This window comes from Cupriavidus sp. CuC1, from assembly GCF_044627735.1.
In the GTDB taxonomy this organism is placed as follows: Bacteria; Pseudomonadota; Gammaproteobacteria; order Burkholderiales; family Burkholderiaceae; genus Cupriavidus; species Cupriavidus ulmosensis.
On sequence record NZ_JBIUHC010000004.1, the window covers coordinates 1 to 22,003 of the forward strand.

Annotated in this window: 17 protein-coding genes, 1 tRNA gene and 1 pseudogene; 13 read left to right on the forward strand and 6 right to left on the reverse strand. The window is 66.8% G+C overall.

Going from position 1 to position 22,003, the window contains the following annotated elements; translation table 11 throughout:
* A pseudogene (locus ACGLHR_RS02360) lies at positions 1-224 on the forward strand (hypothetical protein); the annotation flags it as partial.
* Positions 225-563: 339 nt separating this feature from the next.
* Here ACGLHR_RS02360 and ACGLHR_RS02365 read toward each other — a convergent pair.
* Positions 564-869, reverse strand: a complete 306-nt coding sequence (locus ACGLHR_RS02365) for a hypothetical protein (protein ID WP_400091623.1) — start codon at positions 867-869, stop codon at positions 564-566.
* Between the two features lie 192 nt (positions 870-1,061).
* On the opposite strand from ACGLHR_RS02365, the gene ACGLHR_RS02370 reads away from it, so the two are divergent.
* Positions 1,062-1,964: a LysR family transcriptional regulator gene (locus ACGLHR_RS02370; RefSeq protein ID WP_400091624.1), complete on the forward strand. Its 903-nt coding sequence runs from the start codon at positions 1,062-1,064 to the stop codon at positions 1,962-1,964.
* A gap of 75 nt (positions 1,965-2,039) precedes the next feature.
* Here the strand turns inward: ACGLHR_RS02370 and ACGLHR_RS02375 are convergent, their stop codons facing one another.
* From ACGLHR_RS02375 to ACGLHR_RS02390, 4 genes are all read right to left on the reverse strand, one after another.
* Positions 2,040-4,754 carry a DNA topoisomerase III gene (locus ACGLHR_RS02375; protein ID WP_400091625.1) on the reverse strand — a complete coding sequence of 905 codons (2,715 nt, stop codon included), beginning with the start codon at positions 4,752-4,754 and terminating at the stop codon, positions 2,040-2,042.
* A 269-nt stretch (positions 4,755-5,023) separates the two neighbouring features.
* The gene (locus tag ACGLHR_RS02380) at positions 5,024-5,428 is read right to left on the reverse strand and encodes a thioredoxin family protein (RefSeq protein ID WP_400091626.1); all 405 of its coding nucleotides are present in this window, start codon (positions 5,426-5,428) and stop codon (positions 5,024-5,026) included.
* Positions 5,429-5,526: 98 nt separating this feature from the next.
* Positions 5,527-6,669: a DNA-processing protein DprA gene (gene dprA, locus ACGLHR_RS02385; protein ID WP_400091627.1), complete on the reverse strand. Its 1,143-nt coding sequence runs from the start codon at positions 6,667-6,669 to the stop codon at positions 5,527-5,529.
* Positions 6,666-7,838 (reverse strand): LysM peptidoglycan-binding domain-containing protein, encoded by a 1,173-nt coding sequence (locus ACGLHR_RS02390; RefSeq protein WP_400091628.1) that lies wholly within the window; start codon positions 7,836-7,838, stop codon positions 6,666-6,668. The genes dprA and ACGLHR_RS02390 overlap by 4 nt, the downstream gene beginning before the upstream one ends.
* A gap of 162 nt (positions 7,839-8,000) precedes the next feature.
* Between ACGLHR_RS02390 and def the strand changes: the two genes are divergently transcribed.
* From def to ACGLHR_RS02440, 10 genes are all read left to right on the forward strand, one after another.
* On the forward strand, positions 8,001-8,516 hold the full coding sequence (def, locus tag ACGLHR_RS02395) for a peptide deformylase (RefSeq protein WP_318234293.1): 516 nt from the start codon (positions 8,001-8,003) through the stop codon (positions 8,514-8,516).
* Positions 8,517-8,628: 112 nt separating this feature from the next.
* On the forward strand, positions 8,629-9,642 hold the full coding sequence (gene fmt / locus ACGLHR_RS02400; RefSeq protein WP_400091629.1) for a methionyl-tRNA formyltransferase: 1,014 nt from the start codon (positions 8,629-8,631) through the stop codon (positions 9,640-9,642).
* A gap of 79 nt (positions 9,643-9,721) precedes the next feature.
* The gene (locus ACGLHR_RS02405) at positions 9,722-10,363 is read left to right on the forward strand and encodes a LysE family translocator (protein WP_318234295.1); all 642 of its coding nucleotides are present in this window, start codon (positions 9,722-9,724) and stop codon (positions 10,361-10,363) included.
* A gap of 187 nt (positions 10,364-10,550) precedes the next feature.
* Entirely contained in the window at positions 10,551-11,411 is an 861-nt protein-coding gene (gene htpX, locus ACGLHR_RS02410; protein ID WP_267604841.1) for a zinc metalloprotease HtpX, read from the forward strand.
* Between the two features lie 232 nt (positions 11,412-11,643).
* Positions 11,644-12,996, forward strand: coding sequence for a 16S rRNA (cytosine(967)-C(5))-methyltransferase RsmB (gene rsmB / locus ACGLHR_RS02415; RefSeq protein ID WP_400091631.1), 1,353 nt, complete (start codon positions 11,644-11,646; stop codon positions 12,994-12,996).
* 184 nt (positions 12,997-13,180) lie between these two features.
* Positions 13,181-13,912: a DUF4390 domain-containing protein gene (locus ACGLHR_RS02420; RefSeq protein WP_400091633.1), complete on the forward strand. Its 732-nt coding sequence runs from the start codon at positions 13,181-13,183 to the stop codon at positions 13,910-13,912.
* The gene (locus ACGLHR_RS02425) at positions 13,909-16,386 is read left to right on the forward strand and encodes a sensor histidine kinase (RefSeq protein ID WP_400091634.1); all 2,478 of its coding nucleotides are present in this window, start codon (positions 13,909-13,911) and stop codon (positions 16,384-16,386) included. Before ACGLHR_RS02420 ends, ACGLHR_RS02425 begins: the two co-directional genes overlap by 4 nt.
* A 52-nt stretch (positions 16,387-16,438) precedes the next feature.
* Positions 16,439-17,143 carry a response regulator gene (locus ACGLHR_RS02430; protein ID WP_267604836.1) on the forward strand — a complete coding sequence of 235 codons (705 nt, stop codon included), beginning with the start codon at positions 16,439-16,441 and terminating at the stop codon, positions 17,141-17,143.
* 60 nt (positions 17,144-17,203) lie between these two features.
* Positions 17,204-17,279, forward strand: a tRNA-Phe gene (locus ACGLHR_RS02435).
* A gap of 518 nt (positions 17,280-17,797) precedes the next feature.
* Positions 17,798-18,622, forward strand: a complete 825-nt coding sequence (locus ACGLHR_RS02440) for an aquaporin (RefSeq protein ID WP_400091635.1) — start codon at positions 17,798-17,800, stop codon at positions 18,620-18,622.
* On the opposite strand, the gene ACGLHR_RS02445 is transcribed toward ACGLHR_RS02440, so the two are convergent.
* Positions 18,606-20,351 carry a carbohydrate porin gene (locus tag ACGLHR_RS02445; protein WP_400091637.1) on the reverse strand — a complete coding sequence of 582 codons (1,746 nt, stop codon included), beginning with the start codon at positions 20,349-20,351 and terminating at the stop codon, positions 18,606-18,608. The two genes, ACGLHR_RS02440 and ACGLHR_RS02445, sit on opposite strands and share 17 nt — an antisense overlap.
* Before the next feature lie 480 nt (positions 20,352-20,831).
* Here ACGLHR_RS02445 and ACGLHR_RS02450 point away from each other — a divergent pair, with 480 nt between their 5' ends.
* On the forward strand, positions 20,832-21,965 hold the full coding sequence (locus tag ACGLHR_RS02450; protein WP_400091638.1) for a TRAP transporter substrate-binding protein: 1,134 nt from the start codon (positions 20,832-20,834) through the stop codon (positions 21,963-21,965).
* Positions 21,966-22,003 lie beyond the last annotated feature (38 nt).

Genomic DNA, 22,003 nt, shown 5'->3' on the forward strand with positions numbered 1-22,003 from the left:
GCGGCGCAGGCACGGCAGCGGGCAACGCCATGGGCGGGCGCACCGGCGGCCTGCTGGGCGCGGCGGTTGGCGGCGGTGCAGGTGCTGCGCTGGGCGGCAACGTCTCGCGCAGCAACTCCTACGCGGACGAACGCGGCCGCGGCTACCGCGACGACCGCTACTACCGCAGCGGCTACAAGCGCAAGCACGGCCGTGGCCACAACCATCACGATCACGACGATTGATCTGCATGGCGCAGGCGGGATCATCTCCCGCCCGCCGGCAGCCGGCCTACGACGCCGGCAACAAAAACGGGCCAGGACTGGCCCGTTTTTTTATGCCCCGACGCCGGTCCGAAAACCTGGCCGGGGGTATCATGCATCACCCGATACGCGAGAGCGAACGCGGCACAAGCAACACAAGCGGCGGCCCAAAAACAAACACGCCCATACCGGCGTGGTACGGGCGTGTCCTCCATGTAGTACGGAGAGAGAGCTTTCACTCCCTCCCCGTCGGCCTGTGGAGATCAGCCGAAAGGGATGGAACCGCCATCAAAACCAGTTCCCGCCGACAGGGCGCCTGAATTACAGGGCAGCGGCGCCGTCGGTGAAGACGTCGAACTTGCCGGCCTTGGCGCCGTCGGTGTACGGGTCGAACTTGCCAACGCGGGCGCCATCCGTGAACGGGTCGAACTTGCCGGCACGAGCGCCGTCGGTAAAGCTGTCGAACTTGCCAGCGCGGCCGCCGTTGCTGTAGACCGAAGCCTGGGTGGCGCGGGCGCCATCGGTGTAGGGGTCGAACTTACCGGCCTTGGCAAATGCGGGGGCGGCGGTCAGGGCGGCTGCAAGCGTGGTGGCAGCGGCGATCAGGGCGAAACGTTGGCTTTTCATGATTGAATCCTTTCCACAGGCAGGACACCTAGTCTTCTCAGCAGCCTTCGCTGCAATGCGGCATCCGATGGCTTCATATTAGGCATTTCCCTGATATGAATAAATATTGCCCCAGACAATGATTAGTTGTAGTTTTAACAATAAACAACCCACTTTCCGTAAAAGTTCGCGGGCAAGACTGGAGACTATGTCATGGACCGGCTGCAATCGATGCGCGTCTTTTCCAAAGTGGTCGAGCTCGGCAGCTTTGCTCGTGCGGCGCAACAATTGGAAATGTCCAATGCGGTGGTGACGCGCTACGTGGCCGACCTGGAGAGCCACCTTGGCACGCGCTTGCTCAATCGCACCACCCGCAGCCTGTCGCTGACCGACGCCGGGGAAACCTACCTGCAGCGTTGCCAGCAGATCCTGGAGGATGTAGAGGAGGCCGAGGCCGTGGTGACGGCACGCAGCCAGTCGCTCTCCGGCACGCTACGGCTGGTGACGCCGGTGATGTTCGGCCTGCACCTGCTGCCGGACACGCTGGCGCGCTTCCAGGCCCTGTACCCGGAAGTGGTATTCGACGTGCAGCTGTCGGACCGTATCGTCGATATCGTGGAGGAGGGCCGCGACGTGGGCGTGGTGCTGTCGGACCTGGGGCTGGGCTCGCACCTGGTGGCGCGCCCGCTGATCTCCGCCGAGATCATCCTGTGCGCCTCGCCGGGCTACCTGCGCAAGCACCCGCCGCTGCGCCACGCGCACGAGCTGACCAACCACCGCTGTATCGCAATGCGCCTTCCCACCGCGGAGCATGAGTGGACGCTGTCGGGCCCGGAGGGCGAGGTGACGGTGCCGATCCGCCCGGGCCTGCTGTGCAGCAATGCCGAGCTGGCACACCAGGCGGCGCTGGCCGACATGGGCGTGGCGATGCTGTCATCCTACCTGGCGCGCCCCAATATCGAGGCGGGGCGGCTGACGCACATCCTGCCGCAGTACCAGTTGCCGAAACGCGATATCAGCGTGGTCTACCCGAGCCGCAAGTTCCTGCCGACCAAGGTCCGCGCCTTTATCGATTTCCTGCTCGAAGAGGGCAAGATCCGCAACGACAACCAGTAAGGGAATCGCAGGATCGAGGGATAAAGGGATAAAAGGCAAGCGCGGAGCCGGCAGGACGCCGGCTCCGCGCGCGACTCACTCCTCCTCGGCGTCGGCCGTGGCTTCGTCGTCGGCGCGGGACTTGCCGGTAGCGCGCTTGGCTGCCGGCGTCTTGGCCGCGGCTTTCTTCGCTGCGGGTGCCTTCTTGGCGGCGGGGGCCTTCTTGGCCGCCACCTTCTTGGCCGGCGCCTTGGCCTTGCTCACCGTTTCGGCAGCCTGATCCTCGCCGCCAGCCTTGGCGGACGTGGTCTTGGCCGCTGCGCCCTTGGCCGCGGTCTTGGCGCCCGCCTTGGGCTCGCGCGCCTCGAACTCGAAGCCGATCTTGCCGTCCGGCTGCTTGGCCAGGAAGGCCTTGAAGTTGCGCCCGGTGCGCGATGACTTGAAGCCGGTCAGCAGGTCCGTGCGGCCCACGCCCAGCAGCTTGCCGATCTGCTCGCGCGAGATCTCCTGCTGCAGGATGATCTTGCCCGTGGTGAAGTCGCAGGTCTTGGGCACGGCCACGCTGTTCTCGCACACGTACTTCATGCCGTGCTCGTACACCGAGCCGCCGCACTTGGGACAGGCACCAACCGCTTCCTGCTCGCTGAAGTCGACCGGCTCGCCGTCGTTGTCGTCGTCGTTCTGGCCGAAGTCGAATTCCATCTTGTAATGGCCTTCGTCGTCCTTGCCCAGCTTGAGGATGGCGGCGAACGGCCGGCCCATCTTGCTGCGGAAGCCTTGCAGCGGACCGATTTCCTTCTTCAGCAGCAGTTCTTCGACCTCGTCGATCTCGAACTGGCGCCCACCCGGGATCTTGCTGATCGAGAATTCGCACGCGGTGCAGGCAAAGCGGCGGTAGTTCTCCTTGACCTGGCTGCCGCACTGCGGGCAGGGCGTGGCCAGCGTCGCGTAGTCGCCCGGAATGGTGTCGCTGTCGTATTCCTTGGCGCGCTTGACGATTTGCTGCGTCATCTGCGCGATCTCGCGCATGAACTCGTCGCGCTTGAGGCCGCCGCGCTCGATCTGCGACAGCTTGTGCTCCCATTCGCCGGTCAGCTCGGCCTGGGTCAGTTCCTGCACGCCCAGGCCGCGCAGCAGCGTCATCAGCTGGAAGGCCTTGGCGGTGGGAATCAGCTCGCGGCCTTCGCGCACCAGGTATTTCTCGGCGAGCAGGCCTTCGATGATGGCCGCGCGCGTGGCTGGCGTGCCCAGGCCCTTGCCGGCCATGGCCTCGCGCAGCGCGTCGTCGTCCACCAGCTTGCCGGCGCCTTCCATGGCGGACAGCAGCGTGGCTTCGTTGTAGCGCGCGGGCGGCTTGGTGGTCAGCATCACGCCGTCGACCTTGTCGACCTTGACGCGCTCGTCCTTGGCCACCGCCACCAGGTTGGCCTCGTCGCCCTGGGCTTCACGGCCATAGACCACCAGCCAGCCGGGATTGACCAGGACCTTGCCCTCGGTCTTGAAATGATGGCCGGCCACCTCGGTAATGCGGGTGGTGACCTGGAACTCGGCCGCCGGGAAGAACACCGCCAGGAAGCGGCGCACCACCAGGTCATACAGCTTCTGCTCCGGCTCCGAGAGGTTCTTCGGGGCTTGCAGCGTCGGGATGATAGCGAAGTGATCGCTGATCTTGCTGTTGTCGAAGATCTTCTTGTTGGGCTTGATCCACCCGCTGGCCAGCACCTTCTTGGCGTGCGGCAGGTAGTTCGGCGAGCTCTCGGCCAGCATGTCCATGGTCTGCTTGACCGTGTCCAGGTAGTCCTCGGGCAGCGCGCGCGCATCGGTACGCGGGTAGGTCAGCACCTTGTGCTTTTCGTACAGCGCCTGGGCCAGGCCGAGGGTGTTCTTGGCCGAGAAGCCGAAGCGCGAGTTGGCCTCGCGCTGCAGCGTGGTCAGGTCGAACAGCGCCGGCGACTGCTGCGAGGACGGCTTGGACTCTTCGGTGACGGTGCCGGTCTTGTCACGGCAGGCCGCCACGATGCTCTTGGCCTCGGCCTCGCTCCACAGGCGCGACTCGCGCGTCTCGGGATCGAACTCGCTCTTCTTGAACTTGGGGTCGAACCAGCGGCCTTCATAGAGGCCGGCGGCGGCGATGAACTCGGCGCGCACTTCCCAGTAGTCGCGCGGGATGAACTTCTTGATCTTCTCTTCGCGCTCCACCACGATCGACAGCGTGGGGGTCTGCACCCGCCCAACCGTGGTCAGGAAGAAGCCGCCGCCCTTGCTGTTGAACGCGGTCATGGCGCGCGTGCCGTTGATGCCCACCAGCCAGTCGGCTTCCGAGCGGCAGCGCGCGGCGTCCGCCAGCGGCAGCATGTCGGCATCGTCGCGCAGGCGGGCAAAGCCGTCGCGGATTGCCTGCGGCGTCATGGACTGCAGCCACAGGCGCTGCACCGGCTGCTTGGCCTTGGCCTGCTGCTGGATCAGGCGGAAGATCAGCTCCCCTTCTCGCCCCGCATCGCAGGCGTTCACCAGGCCGGTGACGTCCTTGCGCTTGATCAGGCGGTTGAGCACCTTCAGCCGCGACTCGGTCTTGGGGATGGGGCGCAGGTCGAAGTGGGGGGGAATCACCGGCAGGTTGGCGAAGCTCCACTTGCCTCGCTTGACTTCGTATTCGTCCGGGGCGGCGATTTCAACCAGGTGGCCGACGGCCGACGAAAGAACGTAATCGTCACTTTCGAAGTATTCGTCGTGCTTGGTAAAGCCCCCGAGGGCACGGGCGATATCGGCCGCAACCGATGGCTTTTCCGCGATGATGAGGGCTTTTGACATGGATCGGATCCTTGCTGGCCGCACTCTGGCGACCTGCGAATTGTTGCCACTAAGGGCTCTGCACTATATGTAAACAGCGAGCTTGGGGCTTTGAGGCGCCAATAATAAGCGCGGTTCCGACGGCGGTGCAAGCAAGCTGCCTCCGCCGTCGCCGTCAAACGGGCGCTGCTGGCATGCGGGCCGGCCCTGAACAGCCGCTGCCCGCTTCGTTTTTTGACTGCATTTTTCCGGCGGTGCTCCCGGCCTGCGCCTAGCGCCGATGACCGGAGTTAGACGTCGTTAGCGTGCGGCGCCAGCCACTCGAGCACGTCCGGGACTTCCGCGCCGGCTGTCGCCGGCATGGCCGCGCCGCGCGCCAGCATGCGCTCGAGCACTTCGATGTGCGGCAAAAGTGTCCCGTAGAACTGCGGGGCTCCACCCGCCGCCGGCTGCACCAGCAGCGTCGGAAAGTTGTCGATATCCAGGTCGCCCAGCTGGTCGGCATGGGTTTCGATATCGATCCACACGAAGCAATCGCCAGGAAACCGGGCGGCAAGCGCCGCGAACGCCTCCTGGTAGGTGCCGCAGGTGCCGCACCAGGCTGCGCACAGGCAGGCTACCAGGCGGCCTTGCGGACGCGCTGCCAGCGCTTGGGCGATCGCGCCCTGGTCCTGCTCCGGAAAGTAAACGGTCATGGCGGGGGAAACATGAGCCTTTTCAGGCACGGGAAATCGTTTGATTGTAGCGGCCGCCAGGAAATCCGTATTTTGGCCCGCGGTCCTGGGATCGCTCACTAGCTTACACGCCGATAGACATTGCCCGGCAGACGCTCCACCGCGCCCGCCAGTTCCAGGGCCAGCAGGCTGGCCACCACTTGCTCGGGCGGCAGGGCGGTACGCGCGCACAGCGCGTCCAGCGTGACGGGGTCGTGGGTGAGCGTCAGGCCGAGGACATCGTCGAGCGCCGGCATAGGTGCCGGCGCCACCGGCCGGGCGGCATCCCCGGCCATGCCAAGTTCCTCGAGCACGTCCTGCGCGGTTTCCACCAGCTTGGCGCCCTGGCGGATCAGCAGGTGGCAACCCTTGGACAACGGCGCATGGATCGAGCCGGGAATGGCGTAGACCTCGCGCCCCATCTCGGCCGCCAGCCGCGCCGTGATCAGCGACCCCGAGCGCGCCGCCGCCTCCACTACCAGCACGCCGCGCGCGAGCGCCGCGATGATGCGGTTGCGTTGGGGGAAGTGGTGGCTGCGCCCGGGCATGCCGAGCGCGAACTCGCTGACGATGGCGCCATGAGACGCGATGCGGTGGGCCAGGTCGCGGTGGCGGGCAGGGTAGACCAGGTCGGCGCCGGTGCCGATCACCGCCACGGTGCCGCCAGTGCCCTCCAGCGCCCCCTCATGGGCCGCGCCATCGATGCCCAGCGCGAGCCCCGACACCACGGCCAGCCCGGCGCCGGACAACACGCGGGCGAAGCGCCGCGCGTCCTCCACGCCCTGCACGGTGGCGCTGCGCGCGCCGACCATGGCAATGGCCGGGCCGCCAAGCGCTTCCAGCCGGCCTTTGACGTACAGCACCAGCGGCGGGTCGGACAGATCCAGCAAGGGGCGGGGATAGGCGGCATCGGCCAGCGTCACCACATGGTTGCCGGGCTCGGCGGCCCAGGCCACGGTGCGCTCGACCAGCGCCATGGTGACGGCATCGGGCGGTGCCAGCAGTGCCCGGGCATGCTTCTCGGGAATGACACCAGCCAGTGCGCTGACGGTTTGCGCCAGCAGTTGGTGCGGCAGGCCGAAGATGGCCAGCAACTGGCGCAAGGCGCCTGTGCCCAGGCCGCGGGCACCGGTCAGCCGCAGCCACGCCTCGATGTCGGCGGTGCTGCGGGTGGTGACGGGCACCGGCGCCGGGTTGGCGCCGGCTGCTGCCAGCCCGGTCAACGCGGCGATGTCACGCGGTCGCCCACCTCGATCGCGTTCGAGGCATCGGTGACCAGGGCATAGGCCACGCCGGGAAACACGCGGAACACGAAGGCCAGGCCATAGCGCTCGTCGGGCAACAGGATGGCGCGGTTGCCGTCCGTGCGATCGCGCACCACCTGGCCGGCGCGCGACAGCGCGAGCACGTGGCCGGGCTCGAGGCCCGCGGCGGTGCCGATATTAAGCACGACCACCTGCTTGGCGCCGCCGAACTGCACGCCGCCGTAGACCGCCGCGATGCGGCCATCGAGCATGCCATCCGGCGCACGCGGCACATAGCGCACCGGCTCGCGCGCCGGCTGGGGCATCAGCAAGGTGCCGGAGCCCATTTCCTGCTGGGCCTGGGTGACCTTGACGGTGGTTACCGCGTCGAAGCCTTCCGGCAGGCGCGACACGCGGACATTGCCCTGGTACTCGGCCTCGTAGCCCAGCACGACGCCGGTGACGGGATCCTTGATCGGCTTGACCGGCTTGAAGGCCTGCCAGTCGCTGCCGACCACCGCCTCGGGCGGAGAGACGCCGCGCGCGTAGGCGGTGTCGCCCATGCCCAGGTAGACCCGCGACTCGGGCAGGGCGATGATGCGCGCCGAGGTCTCCAGCGTGCCCTCGTCCACCACCAGCGGGCGGATCAGGAATGGCTCGACGTCCTTGGCGGAAATGCTGGCGATGGCGCCCTCGGGCCCGCCTTCGCTGCGCACGCCCGGCGTGAGCCGCACCGTGCCGCCGGCATCGGGGCTGGTGGAGAGCCAGGCGCGGCCGTCGCGCTGAATCAGGTACAGGACCTGGCCGGGATAAATCAGGTGTGGATTGTGGATCTGCTGCTGGTTCATGCCCCACAGCTCGGGCCAGCGCCAGGGCTGGCGCAGGAAGCGCCCGGAGATCCCCCAAAGCGTGTCGCCCCCGCGCACGACATACTGCTGGGGCGCGTCCGAAGCCAGGTCGGCGGCGGCAATGCCTTGTTGCGCGGTGACGGTGGCCTGGGCCCGCTGGGCCGTGGTGACGGTAAGATCGGCGGCATGCACTGGCGCCCCTGTGACGGCAGTGATTCCGGCCGCACACATTATCCAACGGGCAAACGCGTACGGCCTGCGGCCCGGCGCCGCCTGGTGTTCTTTGGTAAGATCGCGCATTTTCTCGAACCGGCTGGCAGAACAGCCGGATTGACCCTGGAGAGCGCGCCTGTTGCGGCGCGCCTTGAATTTTTGTACTTGCGCCCCGATTCTGCATGTAAACACCCGTAGCCGCAACGCGCGGGTCACATGTGTGAGCCGCAGGCGTTGCGCCCCAGCATCATGGCTAAACTCGATATCCTGACCTACCCCGATCCCCGCCTGCATACCGTGGCAAAACCGGTTGCCGTGGTGGACGACCGCATTCGCCGCCTGGTGCAGGACATGGCCGAGACCATGTACGAAGCCCCCGGCATCGGCCTGGCCGCGACCCAGGTGGACGTGCACGAACAGGTGGTGGTGATCGATATCTCCGAGACCCGCGACGCGCTGCAGGTGTTCATCAACGCGGAGATCGTCTGGTCCAGCGACACCCGCAAGGTGGCGGAAGAGGGTTGCCTGTCGGTGCCCGAGGTCTACGACCGCGTCGAGCGCCCGGACCATGTGCGCGTGCGCGCCCTGAACGAGAAGGGCGAGCCCTTCGAGATCGAAGCCGACGGCCTGCTTGCCGTGTGCATCCAGCACGAGTTGGACCACCTCAAGGGCAAGGTCTTCGTCGAGTACCTGTCGCCGCTCAAGCTCCAGCGCATCAAGGCCAAGCTGGCCAAGCTGCACAAGCGCGAGCGCACCCGCATGTAAGGCAGCCGGCGCCGGCCGCGCTCCGGTACCGGTCTGCTATCGTATTGCCTTCCCGATGAATCAAGTTACCGGCCGCTGATGCGGCCGGTGCCGCTTTATGCCGGAGCGCGCCATGTCCCAAGCCGCAAGCCCATCCCAAGCCTTGCGCGTTGCCTTTGCCGGCACGCCCGAATTCGCCCGCGTGGCGCTCGAAGCCATCCACGCCGCTGGTTTTCCGGTGGTGGCGGTGCTCAGCCAGCCCGACCGGCCAGCCGGCCGCGGCCTGCAGCTGCAGGCCAGCCCGGTCAAGCAGTACGCGCTGGAGCAGGGCCTGGGCCCGGTGCTGCAGCCGCGCTCGCTGCGCCGTAACGGCAAGTATCCCGAAGAGGCCGGCGCCGCCGTGGACACGCTGGCGCAGATCGCCCCGGATGTCATGGTGGTGGCCGCCTACGGCCTGATCCTGCCGGCCGAGGTGCTGGCGCTGCCGCGCTACGGCTGCCTGAACATCCATGCCTCGCTGCTGCCGCGCTGGCGGGGCGCCGCGCCCATTCACCGCGCCATCGAGGCCGGCGACGCGCACACTGGCATCACGCTGATGCAGATGGACGAAGGGCTGGACACCGGCGCGATGATCCAGGGCGAAACAGTGCCGATCGGCCCAGACGACACCACCGGCACCCTGCACGACACACTGGCCGCGCTCGGCGGGCGCATGGTGGTGCAGGCGCTGCGCCGCCTCTGCGTGGGCCAGCCGCTCGCCGGCACGCCGCAGCCGGCCGAGGGCGTGACCTATGCCGAGAAGATCGCCAAGGAAGAAGCGCCGCTGGACCTGCGCCGCCAGGCTGCGGTGCTGGCCGCCCAGGTGCGCGCCTTCAACCCGTTCCCCGGCGCCACCGTGCAGGTCGGCGAGACCGTCATCAAGTGCTGGCAGGCCCAGCCGCTGGCGGCCACGGCCAGCCACCCGCAGGCGCCGGGCACCGTGCTCGCGGCGGATGCCGACGGCGTGGTGATCGCCTGCGGCGAGGGCGCGCTGCGCGTGACCGAGCTGCAAAAGCCGGGCGGCCGCCGCGTGCCGGCCCAGCAGTTCCTGCAAAGCATGCCGCTGCCGCCGGGTACCCGCTGCGCCGTGCCTGGAGGCACGGCATAATCGCCCTGCGCCTGCGGCAAAGCCACCAGGGCTGACTTGCCGGCAGCGCACTTTGCCTCCCATTCACCGGCAGCCAACCATGCTCGGCATTACTGACCTTCCCTTGTTCGTCGGCGCGGTATTCCTGCTCAATGTGACGCCTGGCCCGGATACGGCCTATATCGTCGGGCGCAGCGTGGCGCAGGGCAGGGCGGCGGGCGTGGTCTCCGCGCTCGGCGTCAGTGCCGGCTGCTGCGTGCACTCGCTGGCCATCGCCTTTGGCCTGACCGCGTTGCTGGCGGCCTCGGCCACCGCCTTTACCCTGATCAAGTTTGCCGGCGCAGCCTACCTGGTGTGGCTTGGGCTACGCCTGGTCTGGCAGCGATCCGCGCCCCCCAGCGCAGACGAGGCCCCCGCCGCGCAGCCGGGCACGCGCGGCCTGCGCGCTTTGTTCATGCAGGGCTTCCTCACCAATGTGCTGAATCCAAAGGTGATCCTGTTCTTCATTTCCTTCTTCCCGCAGTTTGTCGATCGCCACGCCGAGCACCAGGCCCTGGCATTCCTGGCCCTGGGCGGCGTCATGGTGGCGATGTCGACGCTATGGAACAGCCTGGTGGCATGGATGGCGGGTACCCTGACCCGCCGCGCCAGCGAAGTGCCGCTTCTCAAGTGCTGGCTGGATCGCATTGTGGGCGTGGCCTTCATCGGGCTGGGCGCGCGCCTGGCCTTCGCCCAACGCTAGGGACGGTTGCCGAACACGCCGGGGCAACGAACGGCCGCCGGCGCCTGCTGCCCTTTTTTTAGGCAGGCTGCGGTTGAATTTCCGGGCCGGGGTACTATCTAAACAGCACCGCGTCACGCTTTCCGTAGCACGGCCAGCCCGGCCACCCGGTGTGCGCGCGAGGATGATTTTTTCGGAGATCAAGACAATGTTCAACTGGGTCAAGACCTTCATGCTGATGGCCGCCATCACGGCGCTGTTCATCGTCATCGGCGGCATGATCGGCGGCCGCAGCGGCATGATGTTCGCGCTGATCATGGCGCTGGGCATGAACTTCTTCTCGTACTGGTTCTCGGACAAGATGGTCCTGCGCATGTACAACGCGCAGGAAGTCGACGCGAGCACCGCACCGCAGTTCTACGGCATGGTGCAGGAGCTGGCGCAGCGCGCCCAGCTGCCGATGCCGCGCGTGTACCTGATCAACGAGGATGCGCCCAACGCCTTTGCCACCGGCCGCAATCCGGAGCATGCCGCGGTTGCGGCCACCACCGGCATCCTGCGGGTGCTGTCGGAGCGCGAGCTGCGCGGCGTGATGGCCCATGAGCTGGCCCACGTGCAGCACCGCGACATCCTGATCTCGACCATCGCCGCCACCATGGCCGGTGCCATCGCCGCGCTGGCCAACTTCGCCATGTTCTTTGGCGGGCGCGACGAGAACGGCAACCGCTCCAACCCCATCGCCAGCATCGCGGTGGCAATCCTGGCCCCGCTGGCGGCCTCGCTGATCCAGATGGCGATCTCGCGCGCCCGGGAGTTCGAGGCGGACCGCGGCGGCGCCACCATCAGCGGCGACCCGCAGGCGCTGGCGATGGCGCTCGACAAGATCCACCGCTATGCGCAGGGGATTCCGTTCCAGACGGCGGAGCAGCACCCGGCCACGGCGCAGATGATGATCATGAACCCGCTCTCTGGCGGCGGCATCGCCAACCTGTTCTCCACCCACCCGGCGACCGAGGAACGGGTGGCGCGGCTGATGCAGATGGCCCAGACCGGCGTCTATCCGGTGTAAGCGCGGTCCAAGCGCGGCCTAAGCGCGGTCCAGGCCCCTGCGCTAGCCCCTCGCCGCGGCCAGTCCGGCGCAAAAACGCCGGCCCCCGCCCCATACAGGGTAAACTGCCCGCCGTGCTTCCCCGGAAGCGGCGGGCAGTGTGTTTTTGGCCTCGCCCGGCCTTGCCGCCAGTCCTCGCCGCTTGCGGCTTGCCCCCTGCCACCCCGTTTCACCGTCTCACTGCCCCACTGTCATGCGCCTGCAACACGAATCCCTCGCCTTCCAGATGCTCGCCGCCGCGGCTGCCGTACGCGGCGTCAACGAAGGCAGCGCGCTGCCGCTGGCCATCGAGAACGCCGCCGCCCAGTACCGCCTGGACCGCGTGCGCGACGCCGCCGCGCGTGGCGCCCTGCAGGACCTGGCCTACCGCACCATGCGCCAGTTCGGCACGGCGCGCGCGCTGGTCACCAAGCTGGTGACCCGGCCGCCCGGCGCGCTGGTGGATTCGCTGCTGGCCGTGGCCCTGGCGCTGCTGGTCGAGGACGAGCGGGGCGAGGGCGGCTATACCGAGTTCACCGTGGTCGACCAGGCCGTCAGCGCGGCGGCTTCCGAGCCCAAGACCGCGCACGCGCGCGGGCTGGTGAACGCCGTGCTGCGCCGTTTCCTGCGTGAACGCACGGCACTCCTGGCCGAGGTGCGCCAGGATGACGAAGCGCGCTGGAACCTGCCCGCATGGTGGCTGGACGCGCTGCGCAAGGCGTACCCGGACCAGTGGACCGCACTGGCCGAGAGCGCCAATGTGCGCCCGCCCATGACCCTGCGCGTCAACACCGCGCGGGTCTCGGTGCCTGACTACCTCAAGCGCGTGCTCAATGCCGGCATGGCGGGCGTGGCCATCGGCCCGCAGGCCGTGCGGCTGGTACGCGCGTTCCCCGTGTCGCAGATCCCCGGGTTTGCCGAGGGCGATGTCTCGGTGCAGGACGCCGGCGCGCAAATGGCCGCGCCACTGCTGGACCTGGCCGACGGCCAGCGCGTGCTCGACGCGTGCGCCGCGCCCGGCGGCAAGACCGGCCATATCCTGGAACTCGCTAACGTAGAAGTCACCGCGCTCGAGAGCGACGCGCAGCGCGCCACGCGCATCGACGAGAACCTCGCGCGCCTGGGCCAGCAAGCCACCGTGGTGGTAGGCGACGCCAGCCGCCCGCAAGACTGGTGGGACAACCGCCAGTACGACCGCATCCTGGCCGACGTGCCGTGCTCCGCCTCGGGCATCGTGCGCCGCCACCCGGACATCCGCTGGCTGCGCCGCGAGGTGGATATCCCCCGCCTGGTCACCGAGCAGCGGCGCATCGTGTCGCAGCTCTGGAACCTGCTCAAGCCGGGCGGCATCCTGGTCTATGTCACCTGTTCTATTTTCCCAACGGAGAATGAAGAGCAGGCGCGCTGGTTTGGTGCACAGCTACCAGATGCGATACGATTGCAGGCGCCCGGCCAGATGCTGCCCGGTAGCAAGGATCAGTTGGCCGGTGGCGGAAATGGCAGCCAGGAAGGCCTGCCCACCGATCACGATGGCTTCTTCTACGCCCGTTTCCAGAAACGACCCTGACCGATCCCAATCGATCCCAATGCCGAACCCGCTTCGCTTGTTCGTCCTTCGCGTCCCAGACGACAGTGCGTGCGTGCCCCTTGCTGCAGCTGGTGCAACTGGTGCTGCTGGTGCAATAGCCGGCCCCGGCCCGGCATGCAGCGCGCGCGCGCGGCTGGCGTCGTGGTGGCTCGCGGCGACGATCATGCTCGGCGTGCTGATGACGCTGATCGCGCTGCCGGGCACGGCACGCGCCGACGGCATTGAAGTCAACGAGGCCCGCATCGAGTACCAGGACGGCGGCTTCGACCTGGCCGCGAGTTTCGATTTCGATCTGCCGCCGCCGCTTGAAGACGCGCTCAACAAAGGCATCTCGCTGTATTTCGTCGTCGATTTCCAGCTCACCCGCCCACGCTGGTACTGGTTCGACGAAAAGCCCGTCAATGCCAGCCGCAGCGTGCGGCTGTCCTACCATCCGCTCACGCGCCAGTACCGCGTTTCCACCGGCGGCCTGCAATTGCCGTTCATGCGCCTGAAGGGCGCGCTGCAGTTCATCCAGCGCGTGCGTGGCTGGCGCGTGTTCGAGCGCAATATGGTCAAGCCGGGCGAGACCTACCAGGCCGAAGCGCGCATGCGCCTGGACCTGACGCAACTGCCCAAGCCGTTCCAGATCAATGCCGTCAACACGCGCGAGTGGAACCTGGCATCGGAATGGCGGCGCTTCAACTTCACTGTGCCGACCGAATTCCCGCCGCCGACCGCGCCCACGCCAGCGCCGCAACTCGTGCCCGTACCGGTGCCGCCACCCGTGCCGGCGCCGGCGTCCGCCGCATCCGCCCCGGTGGCAGGCGAAACGCGCGCGGTGCCGTTCGCGCAGACCGTATCGACCGTGCTCTCTCCCACCACCCTGGTGCAGCCGGCCGCAGGCCAGCCATGAGCGCGCCCCCCAGCCTGTGGGACAGCCGGTTCCGGCGCGTGCTTTACCGCGTCGTGGCGGGCATCATCGTGTTCCTGGCGCTGGTGCTGGTAGCGCTGCTTGCCGGCGCCTCGGCCAATACGGAATTCTTCGATCGGTACTTCACGCTGCTGTTCAAGATCAACCTGGTGATCGGCATCCTGCTGGTGCTGATCATCGGCGCGCTGGCGCTGACCTTGTGGCTGCGCTATCGCCGCGGCAAGTTCGGCACGCGGCTGATGACCAAGCTCGCCGTGTTCTTCGGCGTGGTGGGTGTGCTGCCCGGCGTGCTGATCTACCTGGTGTCCCTGCAGTTCGTCTCGCGCAGCATCGAGTCCTGGTTCGACGTGCGGGTCGAGACCGCGCTCGAGGCCGGCCTCAACCTTGGCCGCTCCACCATCGACAGCTCGCTGTCGGACCTGCAAGGCAAGGCGCGGCTGATGGCCGACCAGCTCACCAGCTCGCCCAATGTCGCCACTTCGCTGCAGCTCAACCGGCTGCGCGAGCAATACGGCGTGCAGGAAGCCGCCATCTTCACCGGCAGCGGCCGCGTGATCGCCACGGCGTCGAGCAACTATGCGTCGCTGGTGCCGGACCTGCCCTCTGGCGTGCTGGCCGAGCAGGCCCGGCTGGCCGGCGGCTATGCCGCGGTGGAAGGGGGCACCGATCCGTCGGTCGATAGCCATCACCAGCCCGAGCGTACCGATGGCAGCCACCTGTACCTGCTGCGCGTCATCGTGCCGCTGGGCCCCGCGCCCACCGCGCCCACCGTGCAAACCGACGCAGCCACACCCGCGGATAGCGCCAGCCGGCCCGCGGGCAAGCCGCCCCTCAATGCCGCCAGCCGCTGGGCCGGCTCGGGGCTGTCCGTCGAGCGCCGCCCCGAGGACGCCGCATCGTCCGGCTTCGGGCTGGTGGGCGACACGGTGCGCGAGGAGCGCTACCTGCAGGTCGTGCATCCGGTGCCGGCAGCGTTGGCGCGCAATGCCGACGAAGTCCAGCGCGCCTACCAGGAGTACCAGGAAAAGGCGCTCGGCCGCACCGGCCTGCGCAAGATGTATATCGGCACACTGACGCTCACGTTGTTCCTCGCGGTGTTCATCGCCGTGATGCTGGCGCTGTTGCTCGGCGGGCAGCTGGCGCGGCCGTTGCTGATGTTGCTGCAAGGGACCAAGGAAGTGGCCGAGGGCGACCTCTCGCCCAAGCGCGAGCTCAAGAGCCGCGACGAGCTCGGCATGCTGACCCAGCAATTCAACATGATGACGCGCCAGCTGTCGGAAGCGCGCATCGCGGTGGAGCAGAACCGCAGCGCGCTCGAGAAATCGACGGCCTATCTCGAGAGCGTGCTGCAGAACCTCACCGCCGGCGTGTTCGTGTTCGATCGCCGCTTCGTGCTGATCACCGCCAACCCCGGGGCCGAGCGCATTTTCCGCCAGCCGTTTACTGGCGCGCTGGGCCAGCCCATCGACAGCATCCCGGCCCTGGGCGAGTTCGGCGACATCGTGCGGCAGGCCTTCTCCGAGCAGAGCACCAGTGAAATGCTGGGTGGCGCGCAGCACTGGCAAAAGCAGATCGAGCTGCCGCAGGGCGACGAGGAACAGGCACTCACGCTGCTGGTGCGCGGCGCGCGCCTGCCGGGCGGGCGCGGCGACGAGCGCGACGAACCCGGCTACGTGGTGGTATTCGACGACATCTCCGATGTGATTTCCGCTCAACGCTCGGTAGCGTGGGGCGAAGTGGCACGGCGCCTCGCGCATGAGATCAAGAACCCGCTGACCCCGATCCAGCTCTCGGCCGAGCGCCTGCAGATGAAGCTCTCGCCCAAACTGGAGGGCGCCGACGTCGATGTGCTCAAGCGCGGCGCCACCACCATCGTCAACCAGGTGGCGGCCATGAAGCGCATGGTCGACGACTTCCGCGATTACGCGCGCACGCCGCCAGCGCTGTTGCAGTCACTGCAGCTCAACGGCCTGGTCGCCGAAGTGCTGCATCTCTACGGCATCGACGACACGGGCACGCACGAGCATGCCGTGATCCATCCGTCGCTGGCGGGCAGCCCGCCTGAAATCAAGGGCGATCCGACGCAACTGCGCCAGGTGATTCACAACCTGCTGCAAAACGCCCAGGATGCCGTGGCGGACAACGTAAGCGCGGCTAGGGCGGCGCCCCATATCGCTCTGCACACCGAGACTGTAGAATACAAAGATTCTGCCGGCGAAGACCGGCAGGCCGTCAAGCTCACCATTGCGGATAATGGTCCCGGCTTCGCTCCGCGCATCCTTAGTCGCGCGTTCGAGCCGTATGTGACCACCAAGGCCAAAGGAACAGGCCTGGGTCTTGCGATGGTGAAGAAGATCATTGACGAACACGGCGCACGCATCGAGTTGCGCAATCGCATGGAGGGCTCCGAAATCATCGGGGCGCAGATCTCCATCCTGTTCGTTAAACTGGCATAGTCAATGTGCGGCCCCGAACCCGGCAAGCCGCGGTGGGGTCAAGAGGGGAAGTATGGCAACCATCCTCGTAGTCGACGACGAAATGGGTATCCGGGAGTTGCTCTCGGAGATCCTCAGCGACGAAGGCCATGTGGTCGAAGTGGCAGAAAACGCGCAGAAAGCGCGCGAGTACCGTGCCGGCAATACGCCTGACCTGGTGCTGCTTGACATCTGGATGCCCGATACCGACGGCGTCACGCTGCTCAAGGAGTGGTCGGCCCAAGGCTTGCTCTCCATGCCCGTCATCATGATGTCGGGGCACGCAACCATCGATACCGCGGTGGAAGCAACCAAGATTGGCGCGCTCAATTTCCTCGAGAAGCCAATTGCCTTGCAAAAGCTGCTGTCGGCGGTCGAGCAGGGCCTGGCGCGTGGCATCGAGCGTCCGCGCTCGGGCGTGGCCGCAGGCGCGGCGCTGCCCGCGAGCGGCAATGGCGAGGGCACTGCGGCGATTGCCGCGGAAAGCGCCGCCGAGACCGCCAACGGCAGCCCGCAGCGCTTGCCCGAAGCCGAGATGCATTTCTCCTTCGACATGCCACTGCGCGAAGCTCGCGACCTGTTCGAGCGCGCCTACTTCGAATACCACTTGCTGCGCGAGCACGGCAGCATGACCCGCGTCGCCGAGAAAACCGGCCTCGAACGCACCCACCTGTATCGCAAGCTCAAGCAGCTTGGCGTGGAACTCGGCCGCAACAAGCCGGAACCTGCAGAACAATGATGCGGTGATGCACGCAGCGCTTGACCGGGTCGAAAAGCGCTGCTATGATTTCGCTTCTTTGGCCCGGTAGCTCAGTCGGTAGAGCAGAGGATTGAAAATCCTTGTGTCGGCGGTTCGATTCCGTCCCAGGCCACCAGCATTACGAAAAAGCCCGAGATCTGAAAAGGTCTTGGGCTTTTTTCATTGTGCCCATGGTTTCATCGCTGCCTTTCTGGCCGTTCAGGCCTTTCAGGCGCGTCCGAGAGACGAAGCCTGGCGCGCACAACACTTCCTCACCCCACACGCATGTAGCCGCTTAGAACACGGCCAGGACGCGTCTATCGCCCCCTTTGCAGGGGCACGCCTCACGCAGGCCGGACCTTGCAATATCGCCTGCCACCGCCTAATGTTCAGGCACGAATTTTTTCATCCAATGCCATCGCGCCCGCGATTATCGGCATTGCGCCAATTACACCAAAAATCCGGCTTTCGCATTTGGTCCTGACCTCCGATTTTCGCGATGTCATGTCACCATCCATGCCATCCCGATAGCGATTCAGCAAAACACGCCGCGCATTCGATACTCCCGGTTCATTCAAAACAAGCCGCACGTGCATTGACGCTGAAAGGCGAAAAACGAAACACTGCGCGCTCCCGCCCATCACTGCAAACCCGATGCACGCGCCTTCCCCCGATGCCTTGGCCGAACCCGTCCACGCTGCCGAACAGCACCGCGCAAGCGTACCTGCGCCTGCGAGCACGCTCTGTCAGCGCCTGGTTGCGGAAGGACTCGGCACGGCGCTGCTGGTGGCGGTAGTGATAGGCTCGGGCATTCGCGCGCAGCAGTTAGCCGGCGGCAATGTCGCGCTGGCCTTGCTGGCGAACTCGCTGGCCACGGGAGGCGGGCTGATTGCGTTGTTGCTCGCGCTGGGGCCGGTCTCGGGTGGGCACTTCAACCCGGTCGTCACGCTCTCGGCGATGGTGCGCGGCGCGCTGCCGGCGCGCGATGCCTGGCGCTACGGGCTGGTGCAGATGGGCGGCGCCATTGCAGGGGTCGCCTGCGCGCATGCGATGTTTGGCGAGCCGATGCTGGCCTGGTCGGCGCAAAGCCGGACCGGGCCATCGATGTGGTGGAGCGAGTTCGTCGCCACCTTTGGCCTCATCGGCGTGGCGATCGGCACCGGGCGCAGCCGGCCCGGACTGGTGCCGTTCGCGGTAGCGGGCTATATCACGGCGGGGTACTGGTTCACGGCATCGACGTCATTCGCCAACCCGGCGCTGACCCTTGCGTGCGCGCTGACGGCAACCTTCACCGGCATTCGCGCCATCGATGTGCCGGGCTTCGTGCTGGCGCAGATAGCGGGCGGGTTGAGCGCCACACTGGTCTTCCACTGGTTGCTGCGAGCCCCGGCTGTGCTGCCGGGCCGTGCGCCGATCACGCGAAAGACGCCATGGCGAGCAGCGACCACAGCGGCTATAGCGCCTACCAGCGGCGATTGAGCTGCACGCCGAAGATAGAGCCTGAGGTCTGCGAAGCCCAGGTATCGGTGGGCGAGGCAAAGGCGATGCCGTCCACGTCGTTGGCCTTGCTGTAGGTGTAGAAGGCGCGCAAGTTGGCATTGCCGGCCGCCTTGCCAAGCGTGAAGGTAGGCGCCACGGTCACCGCCGTGCGCTGTCCGCTGGCGCCTAAGCCCGAAGAGATCTGGTCGTGCGCCACCTCGAAGGTCAGCTTGAACTGGTCACTGGCGATATAGGCGGGGCGCACGCGCGTGGCCATCCATTGCAGCGTGCCAACCGGCGAGCGGTCGAACTGCATGCTGGACTCGACCGAGCCCGCCAGGCCCAGCCCCGAGCGCTGCTTCCACTCCATTGATTCGGCCACGCGTACGCGCGACAAGGCGGGCCCCATGCCGGTGTAGCCCGTCAACGCGTTACGGCTGCCCTCGCCAAACTGCATGCCGAAGCGGTTGGTGCCGGCGAGCACGCCTTGCTGCTCGTGCATGGCCGACACCCACCACGCGCTGCCGGTCTGCAAGATCAGCGGCTGCGCTTCCACACGCGTATAGCCCAGTTGCACCGAGCCTTTCTCGTTGGTGGCGATGGGCGCGGTGCGCAGCGAATGATAGCTTGGCAGGTTGGCGCCGTTCAGGTCATTGCGCGCGGTGTACTGGTAGTTGAGCGCGATGTCGCCAAAGCGTGCATTGTCCACGCCGAAACGCATCGCCGGCGACGTGGGCGGCAGCAGCCCCGACGACATCAGGAACGACGAGTTCTCGCGCCGGCCGGCCCACATGGTGGCGCCGTCCAGCACCGACAGGCCACTGACCGAGGTATAGATCTGCGGCAGCAGGGCATAGGGATCGACCGCGGCCGGGCGGCCATTGATCGAAGTGGCATCGGTCCCCTTGGCCTGCGCCACCAGTTGCACCTGTGCGCCGCCGTCGAGCGATAACAGGGACTCCTTGACCTTGACCTCGCCGGTGCTGCGGCACGCGAGCCCGCCGCCGATGCCGGTGGACAAGGTGCCACCGCCAGCGCAGGCACGGGTGGCGGTGGTGCGATCGTCATACGCGGCGCGCCCGCTGTAGCCAAGCCGCCAGACCTGATCGCCGGCAGGATCGTCGGCGGGCAACTGGGAAACCAGCGCATATGTTTCACCGGCCGCTGCCGGCGTGTCGGCAGCCTCGCCCTCGGCGGCCTTGGCGACATTCGGCGGGGCGTCCGCCACGAACTCGCCAAGGCGCTTGGGAAAGAACACCACGGGCGGGGGAGGCGCGACAACCGGCTCCGGGGGCAGGGGTGGATCGGGCGGGCCGGCGAGCTCCATGCCGTCGTCATCCAGGCCGGCATTGGCCCAGGTGGCAGGCGGGGGCGGCTCTGGCAGGGCGGCGGCGGGCGTGGGCGAAGCTCCCTCGGCAGCGGCGGCTTTGGGCGCTCCAGGCGCTTCGGGCGCTTCCTGTGCGGCAGCCGCTGCAGGGGCGTCCGCAGCCACCGGGGCCGGGGCGGCTTGTTCGCCCGAGATCAGGGCTGCCAGCGGGTCTGCTTCGGGCGGGGTGGCCGGACTCTGCATCGCTGCGGGCGTGGCCTGCGCATCGGCCGCCGCCAGGTTTGGCCCGGTCCCGGTCTGCGCGCACGCGTTCAGTCCCCAGGCGGCCAGCACGGCAACGGCGAGACAACGCGAGCGGAACGCCGGCAGGCGGCTGGAGGCGGGCGAGGCGGCAAACAACATAGGACAAGACCAGTAAGGCGTGATTTTTTAACAGTCGACCAATTGGACAGCAAGCGGGGTTACAAAATCCGCAGTGGGGGCGTCGTTCTCACCATATGGAATACATCGCTTGCGTCACCTGGCATGTCACGGTGCAGCCATGCCAATGGGAGCGCGGCAGGATGACAGGACGATGTGCAGCACCCTCTGAATCTGCACTTTCCTAGCGAAAACCCGGACTTGCACGGCCCCCCGTGGCGAAAGGGCCACCGCTATAATCACCTGGCCTGTCCAACGGGTACGGACCGGCCCCTCGAGCCTGTTACGAAGGCATGCCAGGATACGCCACGTTCCTGCTATGTCTCTGTAACAGGCTCATTGTTGCGCGGCCGCCGTACCCCGGCTGCCTGCGCGTCACGGTACAGAGCGGGATGCCCACGCATGACGCGGGCGTGCCCACCCCCTGCTGCCGCACTAGAAATCTATAAAAGAGGAGAAGTCATGGAACGTCGTTCCTTTCTGTTGAAGGCATCGGCCGTGGCCGCCACGGGTGCGCTGGCCGCGTGCGGCAAGGAAGAAAAGGCTGCTGCGCCGGCCGCCGCCGGTGCCAGCGCACCAGCCGTGATCGGCAGCAATCCGGCCGTGGAATGGCGCCTGGCTTCGAGCTTCCCCAAGTCTCTTGACACCATCTACGGTGGCGCCGAGCTGCTGTCGCAACGGGTCAAGGAACTCACCGACGGCAAATTCAACATCAAGGTCTTCGCCGCCGGCGAACTCGTGCCGGGCCTGCAGGTGCTGGACGCGGTGCAGAACAACACCGTGCAGATCGGCCACACCGCCGGCTACTACTACTTCGGCAAGAACCCGACGCTGTGCTTCGACACCACCGTCCCGTTCGGCCTGACCTCGCGCCAGCAAAATGCATGGATGATGCAGGGCAACGGCATGAAGCTGATGCGCGAGTTCTTCAAGGAATACAACGTCGTCAACTTCCTTGGCGGCAACACCAACGCGCAGATGGGTGGCTGGTTCCGCAAGGAAATCAAGACGGTTGCCGACCTGCAGGGCCTGAAGTACCGCATTGCCGGTTTCGCCGGCGTGGTGCTGTCGCGCCTGGGCGTGGTGCCGCAGCAGATCGCTGGTGGCGACATCTATCCCGCGCTGGAAAAAGGCACCATCGATGCGGCGGAATGGGTCGGCCCGTACGATGACGAGAAGCTCGGCTTCTACAAGGTTGCCCCGTACTACTACTACCCGGGCTGGTGGGAAGGCAGCGCGCAGCTGTCCTTCTACTCCTCGGCAACCGAGTACGAGAAGCTGCCCGCGCTGTACAAGCGCGCGCTGGAAACGGCCACCATCGAAGTCCACACCAACATGATGGCCAAGTACGACGCGGTCAACCCGCAAGCGCTGGCCCGCCTGCTGGAAAACGGCGTGAAGCTGCGTCCGTTCTCCAAGGAAATCATGGAGGCCTGCTTCAAGGCCACCCAGGACGCCTACGCAGAGGAAACCGCCAAGAACCCGTCGTTCAAGAAGATCTACGACGACTGGCGCGTCTTCCGCAACAACGAAGCAGCGTGGTTCAACGTGGCCGAGCAAGCATTTTCGCAGTTCAGCTTCGCGCACAAGCTGTAAGTGCACTGCCACCTCCCGCGAGGTGGCGCAAGCCAGCC